22 protein-coding genes are annotated in these 23,037 nt (G+C 65.1%); 5 read left to right on the top strand and 17 right to left on the bottom strand.

Annotated elements, in window-relative coordinates:
- Positions 1-317: 317 nt before the first annotated feature.
- From HCU76_RS23020 to HCU76_RS23005, 4 genes are all read right to left on the bottom strand, one after another.
- Complete coding sequence (locus HCU76_RS23020) at positions 318-641, bottom strand: DUF4387 domain-containing protein (RefSeq protein WP_213958801.1); 324 nt, start codon at positions 639-641, stop codon at positions 318-320.
- A complete protein-coding gene (locus HCU76_RS23015) occupies positions 638-1,969 on the bottom strand; it encodes an acyclic terpene utilization AtuA family protein (protein ID WP_256354382.1) in 1,332 nt (443 codons plus the stop codon). The genes HCU76_RS23020 and HCU76_RS23015 overlap by 4 nt, the downstream gene beginning before the upstream one ends.
- A gap of 38 nt (positions 1,970-2,007) precedes the next feature.
- On the bottom strand, positions 2,008-3,363 hold the full coding sequence (locus HCU76_RS23010) for an LLM class flavin-dependent oxidoreductase (RefSeq protein WP_256354381.1): 1,356 nt from the start codon (positions 3,361-3,363) through the stop codon (positions 2,008-2,010).
- Positions 3,364-3,441: 78 nt separating this feature from the next.
- Entirely contained in the window at positions 3,442-4,422 is a 981-nt protein-coding gene (locus tag HCU76_RS23005; RefSeq protein WP_213958804.1) for a tripartite tricarboxylate transporter substrate binding protein, read from the bottom strand.
- Between the two features lie 157 nt (positions 4,423-4,579).
- On the opposite strand from HCU76_RS23005, the gene HCU76_RS23000 reads away from it, so the two are divergent.
- The 3 genes from HCU76_RS23000 (at position 4,580) to HCU76_RS22990 (ending at position 7,062) form a co-directional block, all read left to right on the top strand.
- Positions 4,580-5,539 carry a LysR family transcriptional regulator gene (locus HCU76_RS23000; protein ID WP_213958805.1) on the top strand — a complete coding sequence of 320 codons (960 nt, stop codon included), beginning with the start codon at positions 4,580-4,582 and terminating at the stop codon, positions 5,537-5,539.
- Between the two features lie 99 nt (positions 5,540-5,638).
- A complete protein-coding gene (locus tag HCU76_RS22995) occupies positions 5,639-6,742 on the top strand; it encodes a flavin reductase (protein ID WP_218628358.1) in 1,104 nt (367 codons plus the stop codon).
- Positions 6,739-7,062, top strand: coding sequence for a 3,4-dihydroxy-2-butanone-4-phosphate synthase (locus HCU76_RS22990; protein ID WP_213958806.1), 324 nt, complete (start codon positions 6,739-6,741; stop codon positions 7,060-7,062). The genes HCU76_RS22995 and HCU76_RS22990 overlap by 4 nt, the downstream gene beginning before the upstream one ends.
- Before the next feature lie 92 nt (positions 7,063-7,154).
- On the opposite strand, the gene HCU76_RS22985 is transcribed toward HCU76_RS22990, so the two are convergent.
- Genes HCU76_RS22985 through HCU76_RS22975 form a run of 3 tightly spaced genes read right to left on the bottom strand, consistent with a single transcriptional unit; the run spans position 7,155 to position 10,424 of the window.
- The gene (locus HCU76_RS22985; RefSeq protein ID WP_218510737.1) at positions 7,155-8,144 is read right to left on the bottom strand and encodes an Ldh family oxidoreductase; all 990 of its coding nucleotides are present in this window, start codon (positions 8,142-8,144) and stop codon (positions 7,155-7,157) included.
- 7 nt (positions 8,145-8,151) lie between these two features.
- Positions 8,152-8,826, bottom strand: coding sequence for an NADPH-dependent F420 reductase (locus tag HCU76_RS22980; protein WP_213958808.1), 675 nt, complete (start codon positions 8,824-8,826; stop codon positions 8,152-8,154).
- Positions 8,823-10,424, bottom strand: coding sequence for an AMP-binding protein (locus tag HCU76_RS22975; RefSeq protein ID WP_213958809.1), 1,602 nt, complete (start codon positions 10,422-10,424; stop codon positions 8,823-8,825). The genes HCU76_RS22980 and HCU76_RS22975 overlap by 4 nt, the downstream gene beginning before the upstream one ends.
- A 251-nt stretch (positions 10,425-10,675) precedes the next feature.
- Between HCU76_RS22975 and HCU76_RS22970 the strand changes: the two genes are divergently transcribed.
- Entirely contained in the window at positions 10,676-11,653 is a 978-nt protein-coding gene (locus HCU76_RS22970; RefSeq protein WP_213958810.1) for a tripartite tricarboxylate transporter substrate binding protein, read from the top strand.
- Here HCU76_RS22970 and HCU76_RS22965 read toward each other — a convergent pair.
- Positions 11,640-11,813: a hypothetical protein gene (locus HCU76_RS22965; protein ID WP_213958811.1), complete on the bottom strand. Its 174-nt coding sequence runs from the start codon at positions 11,811-11,813 to the stop codon at positions 11,640-11,642. The genes HCU76_RS22970 and HCU76_RS22965 overlap by 14 nt on opposite strands.
- A 74-nt stretch (positions 11,814-11,887) precedes the next feature.
- Between HCU76_RS22965 and HCU76_RS22960 the strand changes: the two genes are divergently transcribed.
- Complete coding sequence (locus HCU76_RS22960; RefSeq protein WP_213958812.1) at positions 11,888-12,859, top strand: LysR family transcriptional regulator; 972 nt, start codon at positions 11,888-11,890, stop codon at positions 12,857-12,859.
- A 23-nt stretch (positions 12,860-12,882) separates the two neighbouring features.
- Here the strand turns inward: HCU76_RS22960 and HCU76_RS22955 are convergent, their stop codons facing one another.
- The 9 genes from HCU76_RS22955 to HCU76_RS22915 are packed head-to-tail and all read right to left on the bottom strand — an operon-like array spanning position 12,883 to position 22,957.
- Positions 12,883-14,115, bottom strand: coding sequence for an acetyl-CoA hydrolase/transferase family protein (locus HCU76_RS22955; RefSeq protein WP_213958813.1), 1,233 nt, complete (start codon positions 14,113-14,115; stop codon positions 12,883-12,885).
- Positions 14,112-15,350 (bottom strand): CoA transferase, encoded by a 1,239-nt coding sequence (locus HCU76_RS22950; RefSeq protein WP_213958814.1) that lies wholly within the window; start codon positions 15,348-15,350, stop codon positions 14,112-14,114. The genes HCU76_RS22955 and HCU76_RS22950 overlap by 4 nt, the downstream gene beginning before the upstream one ends.
- Complete coding sequence (locus tag HCU76_RS22945) at positions 15,343-16,983, bottom strand: acyl-CoA dehydrogenase family protein (protein WP_213958815.1); 1,641 nt, start codon at positions 16,981-16,983, stop codon at positions 15,343-15,345. Before HCU76_RS22945 ends, HCU76_RS22950 begins: the two co-directional genes overlap by 8 nt.
- Positions 16,980-18,176 carry a hypothetical protein gene (locus HCU76_RS22940; RefSeq protein ID WP_218510736.1) on the bottom strand — a complete coding sequence of 399 codons (1,197 nt, stop codon included), beginning with the start codon at positions 18,174-18,176 and terminating at the stop codon, positions 16,980-16,982. The genes HCU76_RS22945 and HCU76_RS22940 overlap by 4 nt, the downstream gene beginning before the upstream one ends.
- Positions 18,173-18,625 carry a Zn-ribbon domain-containing OB-fold protein gene (locus HCU76_RS22935; protein ID WP_213958817.1) on the bottom strand — a complete coding sequence of 151 codons (453 nt, stop codon included), beginning with the start codon at positions 18,623-18,625 and terminating at the stop codon, positions 18,173-18,175. The genes HCU76_RS22940 and HCU76_RS22935 overlap by 4 nt, the downstream gene beginning before the upstream one ends.
- A gap of 25 nt (positions 18,626-18,650) precedes the next feature.
- Positions 18,651-19,640: a tripartite tricarboxylate transporter substrate binding protein gene (locus tag HCU76_RS22930; protein WP_213958818.1), complete on the bottom strand. Its 990-nt coding sequence runs from the start codon at positions 19,638-19,640 to the stop codon at positions 18,651-18,653.
- Positions 19,641-19,681: 41 nt separating this feature from the next.
- Positions 19,682-20,341: an NADPH-dependent F420 reductase gene (locus HCU76_RS22925; RefSeq protein ID WP_213958819.1), complete on the bottom strand. Its 660-nt coding sequence runs from the start codon at positions 20,339-20,341 to the stop codon at positions 19,682-19,684.
- Positions 20,338-21,351, bottom strand: coding sequence for an Ldh family oxidoreductase (locus HCU76_RS22920; RefSeq protein ID WP_256354363.1), 1,014 nt, complete (start codon positions 21,349-21,351; stop codon positions 20,338-20,340). The genes HCU76_RS22925 and HCU76_RS22920 overlap by 4 nt, the downstream gene beginning before the upstream one ends.
- 43 nt (positions 21,352-21,394) lie before the next feature.
- Complete coding sequence (locus tag HCU76_RS22915; protein WP_213958821.1) at positions 21,395-22,957, bottom strand: AMP-binding protein; 1,563 nt, start codon at positions 22,955-22,957, stop codon at positions 21,395-21,397.
- Positions 22,958-23,037 lie beyond the last annotated feature (80 nt).

The following is a 23,037-nucleotide window of genomic DNA, read 5'->3' as shown; positions in this document are numbered from 1 at the left end:
TTTTAAACTCTGACGTAGATGTGTTGATTAGGTAGAAAGCGATCTCACGCGACCTTGAGCCCGGCATCCTGACCAAGGCGCGGTTGGACACGTTCAGCCAGTTGCCACGCGAGCGTCTCGCGGTCCCCGTCGGGCGCGTGAAGCACGACGATGCATATTGGCTTGTCGGGAAACTCCGCCGCGGAGATCGGGAAAATGCTGCTGACCGTGACGTGACGTGACGTGACGTGACGTGACGTGACGTGACGTGACGTGACCGTGACCGTGACCGTGAGCGCGACAGCGACGCACGCAAGGCGAATGGCTGTCGCATTCAGTCATCTGGGTTCGGTTGGAATGTCGATCGTCATGAGGGGCGCATGCTGCTGCGCGCCGAACGTGTCACGTTCGTTGATGCTGCCCTGTGCCCAATTGCGACGCAGCGTGAACTTGAAGGCTTGAGCAGGCTTGAAGAACAGCAACGCGACGATGTCTTCCCTTTTGACGCCGTACAGGCGGCACATCAGGTCGTGAGTCAGTACACCGCTTTGTTCCACGAACTGGTAAGTAGAAGCATCCTTGAACATCACATCGAAGGTGATTTCAAACGGGCCGGAGTTCTTGCTACGGATGACCTGGGCCAAATCTTTCAGTTGCGTCATGCCACCTCCTCGATGCGGTATGGAAAGAGTTCAAGCGGCGATTCGACTTCCATCAGGTGGTAGAGCGAAAAGCGGCACACAGGTCCGATCGGGTTTTCCATCGGATTGAGCGGCAGGGCGAAATTCCCTGCGGTCGCCATCTGGCCGGGGTAGGGCATGTGCAGCACGCCGATGCGTGCGTTGCTGCAGATCGCGGTAGCCAGATCCTGCGTCGGTGCCGTCACTTCGCCCAGGATGCCGACTTCCAGCGGCACGAAATCCTTCTCGGGTTCGAGGGCGCCCATCACGCCGTTCTTGCCGTAGACGTGAAAGTTGATCTGTGCCTCACCCGAACGTAGTTCGGGATAGACGGTGTTCAGACGCTTCTTCAATGCTTCGAGGAAAGCGTCGATCTGGCCGATCAGTATCGGGTCGCGGATGCCGCCCATGAAGATCGTGCGTTGTCCGGCGATCGCGGCGGCCTCGAGCTTGACCAGGTACTTGGGTGTGGGGCGAAACACACTGCCGCTGACGCGCACGCTTCGGTCGTTCAACGGCGTGTATTGCGCGCCGTTCAGATCCAGCACCCCGCCAGGGCCGGATAGCAGATCCGGTCGCGTTTTTTCGTACAGCGTGTGGGCGGCAACGGACAGCGGCGTGCAGCGCTCGTTCGGGCTCATGGGCTCGAGGTCGAAGCTGTCCTGGCGGATCGTGGCGAGGATCACCTTGCCCTTGGGCTCGGCGCAATTGGCGCCGCACTCCATGATCTTGCCCATGTGCCAGAAAATGCCCGGGTCCTCGATGCCGTGGAGCATGCAGAACGCGGCGTAGGGCGCAGGATCGTAGGCGCGACCTGCCACGACCACGTTGACGTCGGGATGCTCTCTCAAAACCGCCAGGATCGGTTCGACGCCCATCTGCGCGACGATGTGTTCCGAAGTCTCGATGTCGTTTTTGGTTGCGGGGGGTGCGGAGGCGCAGGACGTGACGCGACCGGCATCGAAGCGTTCATGCACGAGTTCACGCTTGACGTCGGCATAGATGGCCGCGACCTTGAGCTTGTAGCCCTTGTCCTTGGCGATGCGACGAATGATGTCAATCGTCTCGTCGACGTGCTTCCCAATGCCCGGTCCTCCTGCAGAACCAAGGAGGAGGGGGATCTTGTTTTTGTCGCAGCCGGCGAGGATCAGGCGAAGGTCGCGCTCGAGCGCGCTTTCCGTCACGATCATCTTGCCGAGTCCGAGCAGATAGGGGCCGGGATCGGTCGAACCCGCATCTACGACCACGGCGTCGGCGCCTGCATCGATGCCGCGCAAATAGTCGACTTCGGGGATTCCATAGCCGAGCATGCCCACGGGCGTGAGGATCTTGATTTCAGGCTTCTTTGTCATACTGCTTTTGCCTTCTGCGCCAACAGAGCGTCTTGCGCGCGACGCCAGTCACGAGGTTGAGGACGCTTCAATCCAAGGTTTTCGCGCAGCGTGTCACCGCCGTACTCCTTGCGGAAAAGGTCGCGGCGTTGCAATTCCGGCACAACCAGACGAACGAAATCTTCGTAGCTCCCTGGCGTGTGCAAGGCTTGGATCACGAAGCCGTCGCAAGCACCGTTGAACCACTCTTCCATCTGGTCGGCAACTTGTGTGGGTGTGCCGACGAAGTTCGGACCTTCCGCGACAGTGCCGCGGCCCGAGGCTTCCACGAAATCCCTGACGGAAGGGTTCTTCTTGCCGCTCTTGGCAATCACCTTGTCGCGCAGGCCGTGCCAAGAGATCGAAGCGAGCTCTTCATCGGAGAACGGCTTTTCGTAGGGACGCGCAGCGAAATCGACGTTGAGGACTTCGCACAGCAGGGCCAGCCCGTCGAAGGGGCGTGCAGTCGACATGGCCAAGGCCAGCTTGTCCTGCGCATGAGCCTCTGACTCGCCGACCACGAACTTGACCGCGGGTGCGACCTTGACCTGCGCCGGGTCGCGACCCGCTTCGGCAATTGCGTTCTTGAAGTAAGCGTATTGCTTCTTGCCCACCTCGAGGTTGGGGTAGGCGGCAAAGACGAGTTCCGCCCAGCGTGCGGCAAACGCCATGCCGCGTCCGCTCGAGCCGGCCTGGAGGATCACCGGATTGCCCTGACGCGAACGCGGCACCGGAAGCGGGCCCTTTGATTTGAAGAATTTTCCGGAGTGATCAAGCCGGTGCACCTTGTCCGGATCCGCGAACCGGTCGTTCGCCTTGTCCAGGATCAACGCGTCGTCCTCCCAGCTGTCCCAATGGCCTTGCACGACTTCCATGAATTCATCGGCGCGGTCATAGCGCAGGTCATGTTCCAGATGCTCGTCGCGGCCGAAGTTTGCAGCTTCCGAATCGTTGAGCGAGGTCACGACGTTCCACGCCACGCGCCCCTTGGTCATCAGGTCGAGTGTCCCGAACAGGCGCGCCACGTGAAAGGGCTCGTAGTAGGTGGTGGAGTAGGTAGCGCCCAGTCCGAGCTTGGTCGTTGCGGCGGCCATGGCCATGAGAATCGTCGACGGGTCCATCTTCACGCAGCGAACGCCGTGGGCGACCGTCTCGCGGTGATCGTCGCCATAGATGTCTGGCATTGCCAGGCGGTCGTCGAAGAAGGCCATGTCGAACTTGCCGTCTTCCAGCGTACGGGCGATGCGCTGGTAGTACTCCGGCGTCATGAAGTCGCTCATGCTCGCGGGATGGCGCCACGAGCCGACGTAGTTGGTGCAGTTCTGCGCCTGCATGAAGGCGATCAGACTCATCTGCCGCGAAGGTGGGTTGTTTTTCATGGAATGTGTCCTTGCTGTGTGGAGTGGATGTATTCAGTCGACGCGTGCGCCTGAGGCGACGACGGCCTTACCCCAGCGCGCGTGCTCCTGAGCGAGATAGGCTTGGAGCTGCGGCGGTGGTCCGCCGAGCGCGTAGCTGCCAGTCGAGACGAACTGATCGAGCACGACGGGGTCCTTGAGGGCCGCGTTCACAGCCGTGTTCAAGCGCTGGACGATGGGTGCGGGCGTGCCCTTGGGTGCAAGGATCGCGGACCACGGCATCGCCTCAAAACCGGCTAGGCCTTGCTCGGCCAGCGTGGGCAAATCCGGCGCCGCTTCGAAGCGCTTGAGCGTGGCGATGCCCAGCAGCTGGATACGCCCGCCCTTGACCATTGCCAGCACCGCACCCGCCGTGTCAAAGGCCACGTTGACCTGACCGCCCATTACGTCGGTGATCATCGGCGGCGAGCCTTTGTAAGGCACGTGAAGCAGCTCGATGCCGGCTTCCTTCTTGAGCATCTCCATCGCGATGTGGCCGGTGGTGCCGTTGCCGCTTGAGCCGTAGCTCAGTTTTCCAGGGCGCGATTTGGCCAACGCGATCAGCTGCTTCAGGTTCTTGACCGGCGAGTCCACGGACGTGAACAGCACCAGCGGCGACGCCGAGACGGACGCCACTGGCTCGAAGTCCTTGATGGGGTCATAGGGCAGCTTCTGGTAGAGCCAGGGGTTGATCGCGAGCGTGCCGGTCGATCCCATCAGCAGTGTGTAGCCGTCGGCTGGCGCGTTCTTTACCGCCTCGTGCGAAATGATGCCGGCAGCGCCCGGACGGTTGTCGACGAAGACGCTACGCCCGAGCGTCTGCGACATACTTTGCGCGATGCGCCGGGCGCTCGTGTCGGTGCTCTGTCCCGCGGGAAATCCGACGATGAGCCGGATGGGTCTGTCTGGATAGTCGCCGGCGAGGGCGGGTTGCCATGTCGCGGCCAGCGATGTCGCCGCCATTGCCGACAGGCAGAAGTCTCTGCGATTGACCATGATTTTGTCTCCGAGGTTTGTCTGTCCCCGCCCCTTGGCGCATCTTTGTGCGGGCCCTATCGGCTTTTGGAGCGTGCATCGATTGTTCGGCGCGAGCTCTGCACAAACAAATCGAGAAGCGCTATATTCTTATAAATTGACTCTATAAGTAATCACGATGCCTCGTTCATTCATCTCGACTGAACTCCGCCGTGAAATGCCCCATGTCCCTGTGACGGCAGGACTCGAATTGATTGAGTTGCAGACATTCATCGTGGTGGCCAAGGCGCGCAGTTTCAGTGCCGCCGCGCAACAGCTGCACGTCACGCAGCCGACCATCACCGGCCGGATCCATCGGCTAGAGGCCTCGCTGGGGGCGCAGTTGTTGCGTCGCACGACCCGTAAGGTCGAAACCACGGAAGAGGGCGAGCGGCTTCTCGAGGAGGCAGTGAAGACGCTTGAGGGCCTTTCGCGATTGGTCGACGGGTTTCGCAAGAACGCACGCAGTGGTCGCCAGCGGGTGGTGGTGGCTGCAACGCCGACGATCGCAGCGCTGCGCCTGCCTCCGATCATCCAGGCCTATGCCGAGCGCTACCCGGATGTGGAAGTCGAGCTTCTCGACCTTCAGTACATGAACGTGCTCGCTGCCATTGACGATGGGCGGGCCGATCTGGCGGTGCTGGCATACGAGGGCACAGACAAACGCTATCGCTTCACGCCGCTCTGGCACGATGACATGGTTCTTGTTGCCCCCAAAGGTCATGCATTGGCCCGACGCAAGAGCGTGAACACCAAGGACATGTCCTCCATCGCGCTCATGGTCGTGGACCAGTACCAGGGCGTGCGTGCGCGCATCGCTGCCGCACTGCAGGCTCAAGGCCTCGCGCTGCCTGCGTCCAAGGTCGTAGGTAACCTTAATACGCTGCTCGGCATGCTCGATGCGGGCATGGGCGTGACGTTGCTGCCCCGCTCCGTGTCCTCGCGAGGCAGCGTGGCCAAGCACGCGCGCATCGAGATCGAAGGCGTCGACATGACACGCACCTTTGGCATTGCGACGGCGCGCAGTGCAAACCCGGGCGCGTCAGTACAGAGTTTCATCCGTTTTCTGCGTCAGTCAGACCTGCATCCGCAGGTTTGATTCATCAAGCTAAATTATCAATTCATAGCGACAGATGAATTGTTGAATAGGCGCTCGTTTCCTAGACTCTCTGCATCGACAAGCAGATGGAGACAACACATGGAATCGATCGCAGCATTCGAAGCACGGCAACTACGCGACGTGCTCGGCACGTTCGTCACGGGTGTCACCGTGATCACCACACGAGACGGCAACGGGGTGGCACACGGCGTGACCGCCAACTCTTTCAGTTCCGTGTCGCTCGACCCGCCACTCGTGCTGTGGAGCCAATCCCTATCTTCGCGCAGCTACGGCGCATTCCATGACAGCGACCATTTCGCGGTTCACATCCTGGCAGACGACCAGATCGAGGTGTCGAATCACTTTGCGAAGTCGCGCGACGACAAATTCAGCGGCGTCGCACACGGGCGAGGCATCGGCGACGTACCGCTTCTGGACGGTGCGGCCGCCCATCTGGAGTGCGTGAAGGTCGCAGAATATCCGGGCGGCGATCACGTTGTCTATGTGGGCCGCGTCGAACGCATCGCGCAGTCTGGGCGACGTGCGCTGGCATTCGGAGGCGGCAAGTACATGGTCGCCTACTCACACGATCTGGGCCCCACTGCGCTGCGCCTGGGCACCTCGAAACCAGCCGATCTTCAAGCCATCAAGCTTGCCACCGATGCGCTGCCAGCCGTCTCGACGCGCCTCGGAGAACACACGCTGTGCCTGGCCGTGTGGGGCAACCATGGACCGACCGCGGTGCACTGGGAGCCGTCGAAGCAACCTGTGAGCGACCAACTCAGGCCCGGGCTCGTGATGAGTATCACGCGCTCCGCCACGGGACGCGCTTTCGCGGCTTTCCTGCCAGCCGAGATGACGAAGCACCTCATCGATGAAGACCTTAGGGTGTCGACCGCCACGCATGGCAGCATCGCCGAGTGCCGCGCCGCGTTCGATGCGACGATGGTTGAGACGCGCAGCCACGGGTTGGCACGAGCCATCGGCTCGACGCCCTCCCCGATCCACCAGGTTGCCGTCAATGCGTTCAGCGCGCCGATCAGGAATGCCGAAGGGCACATGGTCATGGCGCTGTCGGTGACCTCCAACGCCGACCGATTGACATCCGACTGGGACGGAGATGTTCCACGCGAGCTGTCCCTCGCGGCCGCCGAAATCTCAACGCAGATTTCCAGGGCACAAGACAGCTCGGAGGCAGCATGAACGCAAATCATCTCCAACAGGCGTTCCCCGACGACGTGGCGCTTGACTATGTCTTGGATGAAGTCAAGACGGCGATCGCCGCTATCGCGCGTGGCGAGTTCGTGCTCGTGGTTGACGATGAACACAGAGAGATCGAGGGCAATCTCATCATCGCTGCTGATGCCTTGACGCCCGCACACCTGGCTTCATGGTGCGCCGGCCGCGCGGGCTCATTCACGCCGCCTCTGGGATTTCAACGCAACTCGGCTATGCGGCCCCTTCGCTGTAGCTTGGGCGGCGATTGCCACTCTCAAGAAAGTGTTCATGAATCAACTCGATAAGTTTTCATCGCCCGGTTCGCAACGTTGCGGACTCGAAGCTAATCGCATTGCCTTTGTCGAAGCACAATGGCTGCCCTTGCGATGGCAATTCCTCAAGCCCCATCCGCTTTCGCAATGGCCTTTTGCAGCGCTTGCACGACCAGGTCCGGCACATCGATGTGACCTGCGTCCATGCGACGACGTCGGATCTCAATGGACCGTTCGAACGGCACGCGCACCGGCTGCGCGGGATCCACTGGACGGGTCGCGCGAAGTTCTGCGGCAAACGTGCTGACTTGCTCGCAAAATTCCTGAGTCGAGCCGAAAAGTTGAGGGTCTACCACCAACAACAGGAAGCCGCAGTCCGTCAGCCGTGGCGCCGCGTTGTCCTGGCCGGCCAGCATGCCCAACAGTTGCACCGACATGGCCAGGCCCGAGCCCTTGTGGCCGCCCCACACCGCGATCGCGCCGCGCAACGCGGCGGCCGGATCCATCGTTGGTCCGCCGTCCTGATCAAAGGCCTGGCCTTCCTGCAAGCGTTCGCCGAGGCGGTCCTTCAGCACGACGTCGGCCATCATGATCGAGGACGTGCCGATGTCCCAGATCACGGGCGCGTTGGTCGACGGGAAACCGAATGCGATGGGGTTTGTGGAAAAGCGGCGCTGGGTACCGCCGTGCGGTGCGACGAGGGGCGCCCCACTGCCGGCAGCCATGCCGACGAAACCTGCCTGCGTGACCCTTTCCAGGTAGTAGGAGAACATGCCGGTGTACCAGGTCTTGGAAGCGCCGACGATCGCCACGCCGGTCTGCTTGGCCTTCTCGATGGCGATGTCGGTAGCGCGTTGGGCCACCAGGTAGCCCACCTGGTAGCCGCCGTCGAGATGTGCTGAGGCTGGCGAGTCACGCAGTACGGAAATCGGGCGGCGAGCGGGTGCGGTGCGCAGGTGTTCCACGATCGAGAGGCAGCGCGCGAGCCCGCCGTATTCCAGGCCGCGCAGCTCCGAATCGATGAGGTGGTCTGCAATGGTGTGCGCCTCCTCGGCCGTGTGACCATAAGCCGCCATGCTGTCGCGCGCGAGTTGGCGCGCCTCTTCGATGCTCATCCTCATGTCATCGCTCCATCGTGTCGCGGTGCCATGAAAACAGCGGCACGAAGCTGTCCCGCCGCGTGCCCGCCAGCGCTGCCTCGAGTACGGCGCGGCCCAGCGGTACACAGTAGACAGGACGCGCACGCTCGAAGCGCCAGCCTTCGCTCAATGCGCCGCAATCCAGAGGATCAAAGCCGAAGGCGTCCACCAGCGACGCCGCAGTTGCGCGGGCTTCCGCGTCATCGCCTGCGAGCGGCAGCGCCCTGCGACCAGGCGAGCCCGCGGGCAGGCCCTGCTGCTCCAGGTCGTCGGCCAGGATGGCGTTGAACGCCTTGACGATCCGTGCGCCATGAAGGTGGGCGGCGACCATCTCACTGGTCGTTGTGCGGCCCTCATCAAGATCGGGATGCTGGCCATCGCGCTGCGGGTAGTAGTTGTTTGCGTCCAGTACCACCTTGCCGCGCAACGGCACTGCGGGAACCGCCCGGAAGTGGCAGAACGGGAGGGCGAGCGCGACCACCTCGCCGAACGCTGCAGCCTGCTCCGGCGTGCCTGCCTGACAGCGGAGTTCAATTGCTGCGTCGCGCAGGCTGTCGGCTCCGCGCGAGTTGCTCAGCATGACCTCGTGGCCACAGCGTACGCCATGTGCCGCCAAGGCGCGTCCGATGCGGCCAGCGCCGATGATTCCTATCTTCATGCCATGCTCCTTTTCGTTTCCATGTTTGTATTTGGCTTGTCGGCCAGGCTGTCCCACGCGTCAATCGCGGGCACTGTCTGCATCAGAACGTGGCGCTCGATCTTGGCCGAGCCCGTCTTCGGTAGTGCCGCACGGAATTCGATGTAGCGCGGCACCATGAAGCGCGGCAGGCGCTCGGCCAGCCACGCGTGCAGCGTTGAGGGTGTCAGGGCCGGCGCCTCTCGCATGGCGGCTACCAGATACACGTCATCCTCGCCGTCGCCCGCCGGCACGCCCAGCACCGCACATTCGATGAGGGCTGGGTGTTGGGCCGCCATCGACTCGACCTCGTAGGCTGAGATGTTCTCGCCGCGACGGCGGATGCGCTCCTTCTTGCGGCCGGCGTAGGTGTACCAGCCTTCGTCGTCGCAGCGCATCAAGTCGCCGGTGCGGAACCACAGGCCGCGGTAGCTGTCAAGCGTGGCTTGAGGCTTGTTGACGTAGCCCTGCATCAGCACGCCGGGCACGCGCGGGCGCAGGAGCAATTCACCCGGCACGCCCGCTGGCACGGGACCGTCGTTCTCATCGACCAACCGGACCTCCCATTCGGCGCCAGGTTGGCCGCAGGTGCCCAGCTTGCGTTCCGGGAAGTGGGTGTAGATGGTCAGGCCCACTTCGGTCATGCCATGGGCCTCGACCAGGCGCACGTTGAAGCGCTCCTCGAACTCCAGGTCGTGGTGGGCGTTGAACATGACTCGCACCCGGTGGTCACGGTCCCTTGGCGAAGGATCGCGGCGCTTGAGCACGGGAGGGATGGTGAAGATGGTCGTGCTGATGGTGGCGCCCGACACACGCACATCGTCCCAGAAGGTGGTGGCTGAGAAGCGCGGCGCCAAGTGCACTTGTGCGCCCAGGGCGAGAGCGGGCAGCGTAGCCATGGAGCGTGACATGCCGTGAAACAGGGGCAGCGGCGAGAACACCTTGTCGTCTGCGCGCATGCCCACCGCGTTGACGAAGGTCTGCACTGTCTGGAAGGCCAGCGAATTCGGCAGCATCACGCCCTTGGACGGGCCGGTCGTGCCAGAGGTGTAGCAAATGAAGGCCATGTCATCAGGCCCGGCCTGCGAGACCACGGGTGGTCCGGGCGTCGCTGCCACCGCGGCCCAGTCAAGGCAGTGGATGCCCTCGGGCCGGGCGCCGTCGCCGCACACGATCAGCGTTGCCAGCGCGCCGCGGCGCGCCGGCGCCAGCGCGGCAAAAGCGCCGGCCAGCGTCGTGCTGGTGACCGCCACCCTGGCGCCCGCATCCTGCGCCACATAGGCCAGCAGATCGCCCGTGTACGCAGTGTTGACAGGCACCGTCACGGCGTCGAGCAGTGCGATCGCGAACCAGGCCAGGATGAACTCGGCCGAATTGTCCAACATCACCATCACCGGTTCACCGCGCCGCACGCCTGCGCTGCGCAGTCCGCGGGCAACGGCCTGGCTGATTTGGTGGACTTCGGCGAAGGACCAGGTCCGTCCGTCGACAGTGAGGAAGGGGTTGTTGCCGGAAACCAGTGCGCGCGTGGCCAGCACGCGGCCCAGCACACGGTCTTCATGGGGTATCAGGTAGGGCATATGGGGTGTCTCGGATAAGCGGCGGCGCGGAGGACTGTGCGTTACAGCGTGGTGCAGTGTAGAAACGGGGTCTGCCATTGCGCCAGCAGCAAACAGTCATCACGGACATACCGAACTCGCATGACGGATTTGTCAGTACCAACGATCCGATGCATCCATACCGTATCGACATGCCCAGCATGCTCCGGGCATGCTAGTGGGCGGGCTGCAATGTTTCTAGAGTTGATGCACCCATCCCTCTGGAGACAACAATGAACGAGAACCCTCCCTTGCGCGCACGCCGCCTGGTGCTGCTCACTGCCTTGGCCCTGCTGGCAGCGCCCGCTGTGCAGGCCCAAGCCTGGCCTTCCAAGCCGCTGCGCCTGGTCGTTGCTGCTGGTGCGGGCAGCAGCGTGGAAGTGTTCGCGCGGCTGCTGGCCGACCGGCTGTCGCGGTCGCTTGGTCAGCCCGTCGTTGTGGACCCGCGTCCGGGCGCCAACGGCACCATTGCCGGCCAAGTAGTGGCGACAGCCAAGAATGATGGCTACACCCTGCTGTTTGCCGGTAATTCCGCGCTGGTCATTGCGCCGCTGATGGCCAAGAACCTGCCCTATGACGGTGAAAAGAGTATGGTGGCCGTCGCGCCTGTTTCCCAAGTTCCACTGGCGATCGTCGTGCCTTCGGCCAGCCCGATACGCAGCCTGCAAGAACTGTTGACTCAAGCAAAGGCTCAAGAGATGTTTTTCGCGACGCCGGGGGCGGCATCGCTGTCGCGGCTGATTGGCGAAAACCTCAACGAGAAGGCCGGCACGCGCTTGGTTAACGTAGCGTTCCCGAGTTCCGGCCCCGCTCACACCGATGTGATGGGCGGCCGCATCCCCGTGCTAATCGACGGCTTGGGTGGCGTTGCCCCACACGTCAAGAGCGGCCGGATGCGCCTGCTCGCAGTGTCCACGGCAACACGCTTCAAGGAATTCCCCGATGTGCCCGCCATTGCCGAGGTGGTGCCAGGACTGATCGCGCCCGGCATCAACTCGGTCATGGCGCCGGCCGGCACGCCGGTAGAGGTTCTGGACCTTCTCAATCGCAGGATCAACGAAGTTACCAGCGACCCGGCCATCGCAGAGCGTTTCCTCGGCTTGGGGGGCGAAGCGATCCGAGGTTCGCGCGAGGACCTGGACAAGCTCCTTCGCGAGCAGCGCAGCACGTTCCGCCGGCTGATACAGACGGCCAACATCAAGGAAGAATGAGCGGAAGCAGCACCATGTCTGCCACCGTCCATCCGGTATTGCCAATCGCGGCGACATCGACAGCGTTGATGCACAGATCCACCTCGCACCGATTCTTCGAGCTTCTGCAGAAGACCGGCTGAAGGCGGAAGTCCCAAGGCGGCGCATGGAAGCGATTCATGCGCCGTCCGCGCTGCGCGGCTACTATCCCGCTCCGGGCACTGGTCACAGGCCCTGCATGGAGCGACGAGACAAATGGCTGAATATTCCCTGCCGGCACATGCCGACGTGCTGGACCCCGACCTGCTGACCGTGTTCTGCTGGGTCGCACAGACCCGCAACTTCTCCCGCGCCGCCGATCGGCTCAACACCTCGCAGCCTGTGGTCACGCGCAAAGTGGGAAAGCTCGAGGAGCAGCTCGGCGTCCAGCTGTTCGTGCGGACCAATCGCGGCTGCGACCTGACGCAGGCCGGCGAAATCCTGGCCTCACGCGCGCCGGCGGTGCTGTTGCAGCTGTCCCAGCTTCGCGAAGAGGTCGGCCATGCGGCACACGTCGTGTCGGGCACGCTGTCGATCGGCGTGACGCATCTGGCGGGCCAGGTCATGGTGCCGCAACTGCTACCGTTGATTGCCGAGCGCTGGCCGCTCCTGCGGGTGAACATGGTCGACGCAGACAGCCGCGTCCTGTGTTCTCGCCTGCTGTCGCGCGAACTGTCTCTCGCGGTCTGCTATGACCCGCCGACGGATGACGAACTGATCTGCAAGCCGCTCTTCATGGAGAAACTTCATCTGGTCGGCGTGCCAAGCGATGAACTCCGGCGCCTGATGAGCCCTACCGTGCGAGACCTCGCGTCCCTTCCGCTGGTGTTGCCGAGCGGCCCGCAAACGATCCGCGTGCTACTGGAAGACGCGTTCGCCGAGATCGACATGCCTCTGCGCCCGCTCTACGAGGCGACCACGGTGAACCTGTTGCGCGGCATGGCGCTGCAGGGCACGGGCTACACCGTGCTGTCAATGGGGAGCGTGGCCGACGACGTGGCGGCCGGCAGGTTGATGGCCGTGCCGCTGGCCGACAAGGGCATGTCGCTCGGCCTCACGCTGGTCAGCACGCGTCATCAACTTCAACTGCGCAACGTGCAGCTCATGTACGACTTCGTCCATTCCGAAATCATGAGCGTGGTAGAGCGGGGCCTGTGGCCGGGTCGGCAGGGGAACGCGGTAAGTTGACGACGCAGGGGCAGCCGCCAGCCTCAGGGGGCTGAGGGGGCGCACGTGTCCAGCGCATCACGATGTTCCGGCGCGGCGATCTCCAGCATGCGTCGCCGGCGCGCAGCCAGTCCGAGCCCGCGCAGGTCCGCGACGCCGTACTCGGTGACGAAGATGCCGGCGTCACAGCGAGGCGTGGTGACCGGCCCCGAAAGCGTCGACACGATACGGCTGCGCGACATCGCCGTTGCCGGCAGCGCGATGATCGAAAGGCCGCCGCGGCTGCATTGCGCAGCACGTATGAAATCCGGTGCGCCGCCAACCGCACCCACGTAGTCGCCCATCGCGACCTCTGCGTTGACCTGGCCGGTCAGGTCGACCTCGATCGCCGAGTTGATTGCGACGAAGCGCTCGACGCGGCGAAGCACCTCGCCGCCGTGCGTGTAGTCGCTGCCCCGCAGTTGCAATGCAGGGTTGCGGTTCGCAAAGCGATACAGGCGCTGCGAGCCCATCAGCATGCCCGCGATGCCGACGCCCGCATCGATGGACTTGCGCGCGCTGGTGAGCGCGCCGCATTCCATGAGCTCAGCCACGCCGTCGCCGATCACGCCGGAATGCAATCCGAGATCGCGCCGGTCGGCCAGCAACGGCAGCACTGCATCGGGAATGCCGCCCAGGCCGAGTTGAAGCGTCGCACCGTCCTCGATCCATCGCGCGACGTTGCGTGCGATCGCCAAGCTGGTTTCGGAGGGCGGCGCCGGTGGGTTCTCGAGCGGCGGCAGCGTGGCCTCGACCAGCAGGTCGATCTCGTGGGCTTGCAGCGTTCGTGCACCGTGGGTCCAGGGCACGTCCGCATGGCATTCCGCGATGACCACGCGCGCTGTCTCGAGCGCTGCGATCAGCAGGTCGTTCGCAATGCCCAGGCTGTGCCGGCCGTGCGCGTCGGGCGGCGAGACCTGGAGCAGCACCACGTCGACCTGGAGGTCGCCCGCACGCAGCTGGCGCGGCAGCTGCGAATAGGGGCAGGGAAGGATGTTCAGCACGCCGGCGCGCGCGAGTGCGCGATTGCCGCCGGCGCCGCAATAGCTCACGAAGTCGAAGGCATCCGCGTGCTCGGGCTGCAGCGTCCGGGAAAGGTCAATGCCCAGGACGAGGCGCAGACGCGCCAAGGCGTGCCGCTGAGCGACCAGTGCCTGCGTCAACGTGCGCGGCTCGGCATTGGCCTGTCCCCAGAGAACGGTGTCACCGGGGCGCACCCAGCGCGCGAGATCGATCATGCGTCTGCCTGCCCGACGATGCCGCGCTCCAGCAGCCCGCCGAACGCCGCGCTGTCGATGCCGAGTACTTCTGACAGCACCTGCGCCGTGTGTCCGCCGAGCCGGGGTGCGGGACCTGGCGCGACGCGCTTGATGCCCGAAAAATTCAGCGGCAGGCCGGGCACGAGGCTGCGGCCGATGCCGGGCTGCTCGACGTGCGAGAACATCGGATTGGCCGTCGAGCACGCCGGATCGGACTGCACGAGTTGCGTCACGGTCTGGTATCGGGTCCAGCACACGCCGTGGCCGTCGAACGCATCCGCCACCTGCGCGAGGTTGCGGCCGGCCACCCAGGGCGCGACCAGCGCCGCAATGTGTTCGCGGGCGCGGAAGCGATGGCCTTCCTCGTCGAGATCGAGGCCCAGGCGTGCCGCCAGTTCGGCAATCGCCGTGCCGATGGCGGTCGCCTTGCAGAGCGAGCGCCATTGCTTGCCCGTCAGCCCGACGACCATGACGCGTTCTCCGTCGGCGCAGACGAAGTCGCGGCCGAAGGCTCCGTACAGGTCGTTGCCGACACGGGGCCGCTGGAAGCCGCGCTCGGCCTCGGCAATGAATCCCAGGTGGCCGATGACCGACAGCGCCACGTCCTCGAGCGCGAGCCGCACGTGCTGGCCATCGCCGGTCGCACGCCGGTGGCGCTCGGCCGCCAGGATGCCCATGGCCGCCATGTAGCCGGTGCCGATGTCCCATGCGGGCAGCACATGGTTGACCGGCTGTTCTGCGCCGCCATGGCCTGTGAGGAAGGGCAAGCCGAGGCGCGGGTTCACGGTGTAGTCGACCGCCGATCCGCCATGCCGGTCGCCCGAAAGCGTGAGCTGGATCAGGTCTGCTCGGTGCGCGCGCAAGGCCTCGTAATCGAGGAAGCCGCGCGCCGGAAAGTTGGTCAGCAGCATGCCGGCATCGTCGCCCCGTGCGCAGATCAGCGCCATGGCCAGTTCGCGGCCCTCGGGCTTCGTGAAGTCGATCACTACCGAGCGCTTGGACTGGTTCAGTCCGGCCCAAAACAGGCTGGTGTTGTCTTCGGTCACCGGCCAGCGCCGGTAGTCGAGGCCACCCCCCGGCGGGTCGATGCGAATGACATCGGCGCCGAACTGCGCGAGCGTCATGCCGCCCAGCGGCGCCGCGACGAAGGCCGAGGCCTCGACGATGCGCAGCCCCTTCAGCACCGGCAGTACGCCGGTCGAGTTCTCAGGCATCGACCGTCTCCAGCGCCTGTTCGAGAAGGCTGCGCGCGACCACCTTGAGCGCCAGAGTCTCTTCTGCGCCTTCGAATATCGACAGCACCCGCGCGTCGACGAAGTAGCGGCTGACGGCAGTCTCTTCCGCATAGCCCATGCCGCCGTGAATCTGCAACGCCTCGCGCGTGATGGCCTCGGCCGAGCGGCAGGCGAAGAGCTTGACCAGGCTGGCTTCCATGCGGCCCTGGCCCGCCTCGAGCATCTCGCCCACCGCATAGGTGAGCCGGCGGCATGTCGCGAAGCGCGCGGCCATGCGGGCCAGCTTGACCTGCGTCAGCGTGTAGTCCGCCAGCGGTGCGCCGAAGACCTTGCGGTCGCCCGCATACGAGGTGGCTGCCTTCAGCGCCGCGCGCATCACGCCGCAGGCGCGCGCCGCGGTCTGCATGCGGCCACCGACCATGCCGGCCATCGTGAAGTAGAAGCCCTTGCCAAGCGCCTTCTCCTCGCCGATCACGCGGTCGTCGGCAACGAAGAAGTCTTCGAAGGACAGGTCGAAGGAGTGCATGCCGCGGTAGCCGATGGTGGGAATGGCCTTGCCTGAGAGGCGTCCACCACCAGGCTGCACGTGGGTGAATTCATGGGTGTCGAACGAAGGCTTCTCGACGAGCAGCAGGCTCAGGCCGCGATGGCCCAGCGTGCGGTCCGGGTCGGTGCGCGCGACGACCATCAGCAGCCCCGCCTTGCCGGCGAAGGTGCACCATGTCTTGCTACCGTTGAGCAGCCAGCCGCCCGTGGTCTTGGTGGCCTTGAGCGACAGCGATGCGACGTCGGATCCGTAGTCCGGCTCGGTGATGGCGATCGCGCACAGCGGTTGGCCGACGGCAATCTGCGGCAGCCAGTGGGCTTTTTGCGCCGGCGTGCCGCCGGTCATCAGCGCGCGGGCCAGGATCTCCGGCCGCGTGATCAGGCTGCCGGCGGCGGCGAGCGAGGCTTCGGAGAGCGCTTCGGTCACGGCGATCATCACGATCGCGTTTTCCTTGCCGTCGGGCGCGGTCCCGCCGAGCGATTCCGGGATCGAGAGGCCGAACACACCCATCTCGCGCATCTGCTGCAGCAGGGGCTCGGGCACGGTGAGGTCGTGGCGGTGGATCTTCTCGGCCATCGGCGCCACGGTGTCGGCAGCAAAGCGCTGGAAGGCGGCCTGCGCCATCGCGGCGTCTTCATGCAGCAGCACGTCGCCGACATCGCCCCCGACGCGGGACACGCGGCGGCCGATATCCGCCGCCACGGTGTGGCTCGCGGCTTCCTTCCGGCAACGTGCGAGTGCAGGCGAGGTCATCACGGCGTGGACTTCGGATACATCCAGTCCGGCGTCGCTGAACACCGTGTCGAGACGCGCAAGCACCGCCGTGACGGCGTCGGCCGCAAAGAGGCGGGCCAGGGCGGGTTCAAGTCCTTCGGTGGACTCGGTGGCCTTCACTGCCGTTTCCGCGGCGAGCAGTTCCGCCGCTGCCAACGCCAGTTCGTAGCACAGCGGCTGGTACAGGTCGAGCCGGTGTGCGTCGAGCGAGCCATCGACGGCGCACAACCCCGCCACGCCACACACGCTCGTCTCGAACAGCGCACGAACCTGCTGGAGCAAGGCGTTCATGCGGCAGCTCCCAGAATCAGCGCGCTCTTGTGGCCACCGCCGCCGCCGCTCGTCACCAGACTGTGGCGGACGTTGGGCACCTGCATGGTCGAATCGCCGCGCGCCTGCCGCACGGCCTCGATCACCAGGTTCAGGCCGTGCAGGTAGGCCTCGGAGTGCATGCCCCCGGCCGTGTTGACTGGAAGCCGGCCGCCTTGCCGCAACGCACCGGACTCGATCATGGCCGCCGCGCCGCCTTGCTCGCACAGGCCGTAGTCTTCGAGCGCCATCGGGATCAGGCCGCTGAACGCGTCATAGAGCTGCGCGACGTCGATGTCGACCGGCGTCAGTCCGGACTGCGCATAGATGGCCTTGGCCACCTCGCGCGAATTGATCGTCGGATAGTCCGCCAGCGGCATGTTGTGCGAGCCCATCGGTCCCAGCGACCAACGCTCCCCGCTGGCCTGCGCCGCCGCCAGGATCGGGACGGCAGGGCGGCCCAGCTTGTCGGCATGCTCGCGGGTCGTCACGATCACCGCGCAGGCGCCATCGGTCTCGAGGCAGCAGTCGTAGAGGCGGAAGGGGTCGGCGATCATGCGCGACGCGAAGTAGTCGTCGGTCGAGAGCGGCTTGCCGCGCATCACGGCGCGCGGGTTGACCTGCGCATTGGCGCGCGAGTTCGTCGCCAGTTCGGCCAGGTGCGCCGATCCGGTGCCGCGCTCGTGCATGAAGCGGCGATAGGTCAGGGAGGTCATGAGACCCGGCGACATCAGGCCGAACGGGCCGACGTAGGAGCCCCACAGCGGCCGGTCGCGGAACTGGCCGTAGCGCTGTTGGCCGTCGCCCTGGCAGATCGACCGGTAGGCGACCGCGAACTGCGACTGGCCGGTCGCCACCGACATCGCGGCCAGCATGACGGAGCCGGAGCACCCACCGCCGCCGGCGCCCCAGACGATCGAAGCAAAGCGTTGCGCAGGCGCGGCGAGCGCGGTCTGGACGACCGCCGGTTCATTTTTCTCGAAACCGAAGGAGCTGAATCCATCGAGTTGGCTGGCCTCGATGCCGGCGTCTACGGCGGCCTTCCGAATGGCGTCGATGCAGAGCGTCAGCTCGGGCGTGTCGCTGTGGCCGCCACGCTTTCGATATTCGCTTTCGCCGACGCCGACGATGACGGGTTGCAGCCTGCGGGGCCAATCGGGCATTGGGAACGTCATGGGGTCTCCGTGGCGTTTGTGGCGTTGGCTGTGCGAACGCGGAAGCGCGGCACGAGGGGACCTTCACCCGAGGCTTCGAAACACACGCTCACGGGCAGGCCGATCCGCAGCGTCGGTGGTTCGGCGTCGACGACATTCGAGACCAGTCGCACATCGTCCGCATCGTCCAGCAGCACCACCGACACGTTGTACGGCGCATGACCCTTCAGCGAGGGATGCACGGCGTAGTGACCGATGGTGTAGGTGTACACCGTGCCGTGGCCGGACACCGGCTTCCACGTCAGGTCCGATGATCCGCATTTCTGGCAGAACGGAAGCGGCGGATGGAAGAACTGCTGGCACGCCTCGCAATGGCGGATCACCAGCCGCTGGTGCTCGCACGCCTGCCAGAAGGGCGCGTCATCGAGGGTCGCATGGGGGGAGGGCAGGCCTCCGGGAAGGTAGCTCATGGTGTGCTGTTCCTTGGTGATGCGGCTAGTCGATCTTGAGGTCGATGCTCTTGGCCACCGCGCCCCACTTCTTCTGCTCGCTGTCGATGAACGCGGCGAATTGAGCAGAGGTGCCCCCTTGCACTGCGTTTAGCCCTTGCGCACGCAATTGCGCTATCACGTCGGGATTGGCCAGCACGGCGGCAATCTCGCGCTGAAGCAGCGTCACGATCTCGGCTGACGTGCCCTTAGGTGCGAGCACGCCGGTCCAGTCCTGGTACTCGAAGCCCTTGACTGTTTCGGCGACCGTCGGGATGTCCGGATACTGCGGATCGCGTGCGCTGCCGCTGAGCGCCAGCGCGCGCATCTTGCCGCCCTTGACCAGTGGCATGCCCAGCGAGAAGTTGCCGAAGGTGAAAGTGATCTCGCCGCCGACGACATCCGTGAGGGCAGGGCCCATGGTCTTGTAGGGCACATGGCGCATGGACACGCCGGCCAGTTTGTTGAGCGATTCGCCGGTGAGGTGGGCACCGTTGCCATTGCCGCCGGAAGAGAAGGTCAGCTTTCCGGGGTTGGCCTTCGCGTCCACCAGCAGGTCGGCGACGGTCTTGTAGCGCGAGTTCGCCGCCACCAGCAGCACCAGCGGGGAGTTGTACATCTGCGCGATCGGGATGAAGTCCCGGTTGGCGTCGTAGGGCAGGCTGCTGTAGATGTTCGGGTTGATGGCCAGCCCGCCGATGTGCCCGACGACGATGGTGTAGCCATCCGGCGCCGACTTGGCCGCGGCGCTGAGGCCGATGCCGCCGCCCGCCCCGAACTTGTTGTCGATCACGAAGGGCTGCCCGAGCTTGGCCTGCAGGGCGTGCATCACGATGCGGGTCGCGACGTCCGGATTCGAGCCCGGGCCGTAGGGCACGATCACCTTGACCGGCTTGGACGGATAGGTCTCCGCGAAGGCCGATGTCACCGGAAAGAGGGTGGCCGCCAAAGCGCAGGCGACGAGCACCGCGCGCCGCGATGGGTGAGTTACTGACATGAGGTTGTCTCCTTGTATTCTTTGAATGTGGTTTGCGGCGCTCAGGGACGCCACGATCCGTGCGGCAACTCGACGCCGCGTTGCGCTGCAGCGAGTGCTTTGTGCAGGCCGGCGACATCGAGCGGAATGCAATAGGCAGGCATCGCGCGCTGGAAGCGCCAGCTGTCCGCGAGGGGGCCGGCGTCCACCACGTCGAAGCCGAACTGGTCGATGAGCCCGCTGCAGATTCGCTTGGCTTCGGCGTCGTCGCCCGCGATCGGCAAGGCGCGGCGGTCCGGTGCGCTGGCTGGCCGGCTGTCCTTCTCGAGGTCGGCTTGCAGGATCGCGTTGAACGCCTTCACGACCTTTGCGCCCTTCAGGTGCGCGGCGAGCAGTTCGCTGGTGGTGGTCGTCTCGTTGTCGAGCGCCTCGATGCGGCCGTCGCGGGCGGGGTAGTAGTTGTTGGCGTCCATCACGATCTTGCCGGCCAGGGGCTCGACCGGGAGGTCCGCATGGTTCATCAGCGGAACGGCGACCATCACCACGTCGCCGAAGGCCGCGGCCTCCTGCGCCGTGCCGACCTTGCAGCCGATGGCGACCGCTGTACTGCCCAGCGTCTTCGCGGCGCGCGAGTTGCTGATCATCACGTCGTGGTCGCTACGCACGGCCAGCCGTGCGAGTGCGCGGCCGATGAAGCCCGCGCCGATGATTCCGATCTTCATGCTTCGACTCCTGGTTGTGCCTGGGTTGCGCCGGCTGCCTCGCGCAGGCCTTCGTAGACGAGGTCCGGTACCTCGATTGCGTTGGCAGCAAGGCGACGCTCGCGTTCGGCCGAAGACCGCTCGAAAGGCACGCGAACCGGCCGTGCCGGATCGAGCGGACGGGTGGCGCGCAGGCTGTCGGCATAGGCCGCTACGCGTGCCTGGAAGTCCGCCGCATCGCCAAGCAGCGCGGGGTCGACGACGATCATGAAAAAGCCGCAGTCGCGCAACGACAGCGGCGCCGCGGCCTGGCCGGCCAGCATGCCCAGAAGCTGTACGACCATCGCGAGGCCCGAACCCTTGTGCCCGCCCCAGACCGTGAAGGCGCCTTTCAGCGCCGCCGCAGGGTCGCGCGTGGGCTGCCCGTCGGGTCCGAAGGCGAGGCCTTCGTCCAGTTCTTGGCCAAGCCGCTCCTTGAGCACGACCTCGCCGAGCATCACGCCGGCGGTGCCGATGTCCCAGATCACCGGCGCGCCGTCGGAAGGGAAACCGAAAGCGATCGGGTTGGTGCTGAAGCGGCCTTCGGTTCCGCCGTGCGGCGCCACCTTCTGGCCGCCGCTGCCGGCGATCATGCCGGCGAAGCCGGCCTGGGTGACCCTCTCCAGGTAGTAGGAGAACATGCCCGTGTACCAGGTCTTGGAGGCGCCCACCACGGCCAGGCCGGTGCTGCGTGCCTTCTCGATCGCCATCTCGGTCGCGCGAAGGCCCACCAGATACCCGACTTGGTCGCCGCCATCCAGCGACGCTGACACGGGCGACTCCTTGAGTACGGTGATGGGCCGGCGCGGCGTGCTCGTATCGCGCAGCCGGTCGATCACCGACAGCGCCCGCGGCAGGCCGCCGAACGAGAGCCCGCGCAGTTCGCAATCGATCAGGTGGTCGGCAATGATGTCGGCTTCGGCATCGGTGTGATCGAAGGCGAGCATGGCGGCGCGTATTAGCTGACGTGCTTGTGGGACCGTGAGAATCATCTTTGTCTTTCTGTACCGAGTTGGATTGCGTGCTGCTTGCGCGTCACGCGGCAAGGCTGTCCCAGGCCGTCGGGGCCGGCAGCGTCTTAAGCAGCGTGTGCTTCTCGACCTTGGCCGATGGCGTCTTGGGAAGCTCGGCGCGGAACTCGATGAACCGGGGCATCATGAACCTGGGCAGCCGGCTGCCAAGCCAGTCGTGCAGTGCGGCAGGGGTGACCGAGTCCGGGTGCTTGAGGACGCCGCAAAGGTAGACATCGTCCTCGTTGTCGCCGGCAGGCACGCCAACCACCGCGCACTCGACCAGTTCGGGGTGCTGCGCCGCAATGGCCTCGACTTCGTAGGCAGAGATGTTCTCGCCGCGGCGGCGGATGCGCTCCTTCTTGCGCCCGGCGAAGAAGTAGTAGCCGTCTTCGTCCGCGCGCATCAGGTCTCCCGTGTGAAACCAGAGCTTGCGCAGCGCGCCCAGCGTGGTCTCCGGCTTGTTCAGGTAGCCGTCCATCAGGATGCCGCGCTTGCGCGGGCGCAGGACCAGCTCGCCGATGTCGCCCTGCGGCACGGGCTCGTCGTTCTCGTCGAACAGCGCCACATCCCAGTCCGGCCCCGCCCGGCCCGATGCGCCGAGCTTGCGTTCGGGGAAGGGTGTGAAGATGGTCATGCCGGTCTCGGTCATGGCGTGCGACTCGACGAGCGTGACGCCGAAGCGCTGCTCGAACTCCGGATCGTGGTGCGCATTGAACATCACGCGCACCTTGTGGGCACGGTCGTTGCTGCCCGGTGGCTTGCTCTTGAGGATCGGCGGGATCGTGAAGATGGTCGTGCTGATCGTGGCGCCTGCTTCGCACACCTGCTGCCAGAACGTGGTCGCGCTGAAGCGCGCGGCGATATGCACCTGTGCACCGAGCAGCAGTGCTGGCAGCGTCGCCATCGAGCGCGACATGCCGTGAAAGAGCGGCAACGGCGAGAACACCGTGTCGTCGGCCCGCATGCCGACTGCCTTGATGAAGTTCTCGCTGGTCTGCAGCACGACCGAGTGCGCCAGCATCACGCCCTTGGAAGGGCCGGTGGTGCCGGATGTGTAGCAGATGAAGGCGATGTCGCCAGGCTTGGCCGGCATGGCGACGGGGTTGCCTTCGGGCACCTTGAGCGCATCCCAGCCGATGGTGTCGAGGCCCTTCACCGGCTCGCATTCGCCATGCACCACGAGCGTTGCCAAGGCACCGCGGCGCTCCGGAGGCAACGCCGCAAAGGCGGGCGCCAGGTTGTGGCTCGTGATGGCGATGCGCGCCTTCACGTCCCCTGCGACGTAGGCCAGCAGTTCGCCCGAGTACGCCGTGTTCACCGGGACGATGGTGGCGTTGAGCAGTGCGATGCCGAACCACGCGAAGATGAACTCCGCCGAGTTGTCGAGCATGACCATCACCGGCTCGCCCGCGACCACGCCGAGCCGTTGCAGCCCGCGCGCCAGGGACTGGCTGATGTCGTGCGCCTCGGCGAACGAATAGCAGCGTCCGTCGACGGTAAGGAACGGACGGTGGCCGAATCGCCGCGCGCTGTCGGTGAGGATCTTGCCGAGGATTCGCTCCTCGTAGGGGATCTGGTAGGTCATGGTGTTGGCCGTTTCAGCAGGCCCGGTGGTCGCAGTCGGTGCGGGCCATCCGGTTTGTCTCGGTGGGTGATGGAGGAGTC

Origin of the sequence: Variovorax sp. dw_308 (genome assembly GCF_019207085.1) — a bacterium.
In the GTDB taxonomy this organism is placed as follows: Bacteria; Pseudomonadota; Gammaproteobacteria; order Burkholderiales; family Burkholderiaceae_C; genus Variovorax.
The sequence above is the reverse complement of the archived record's forward strand: the minus strand, read 5'-3'. Positions and strand labels throughout refer to the sequence as shown.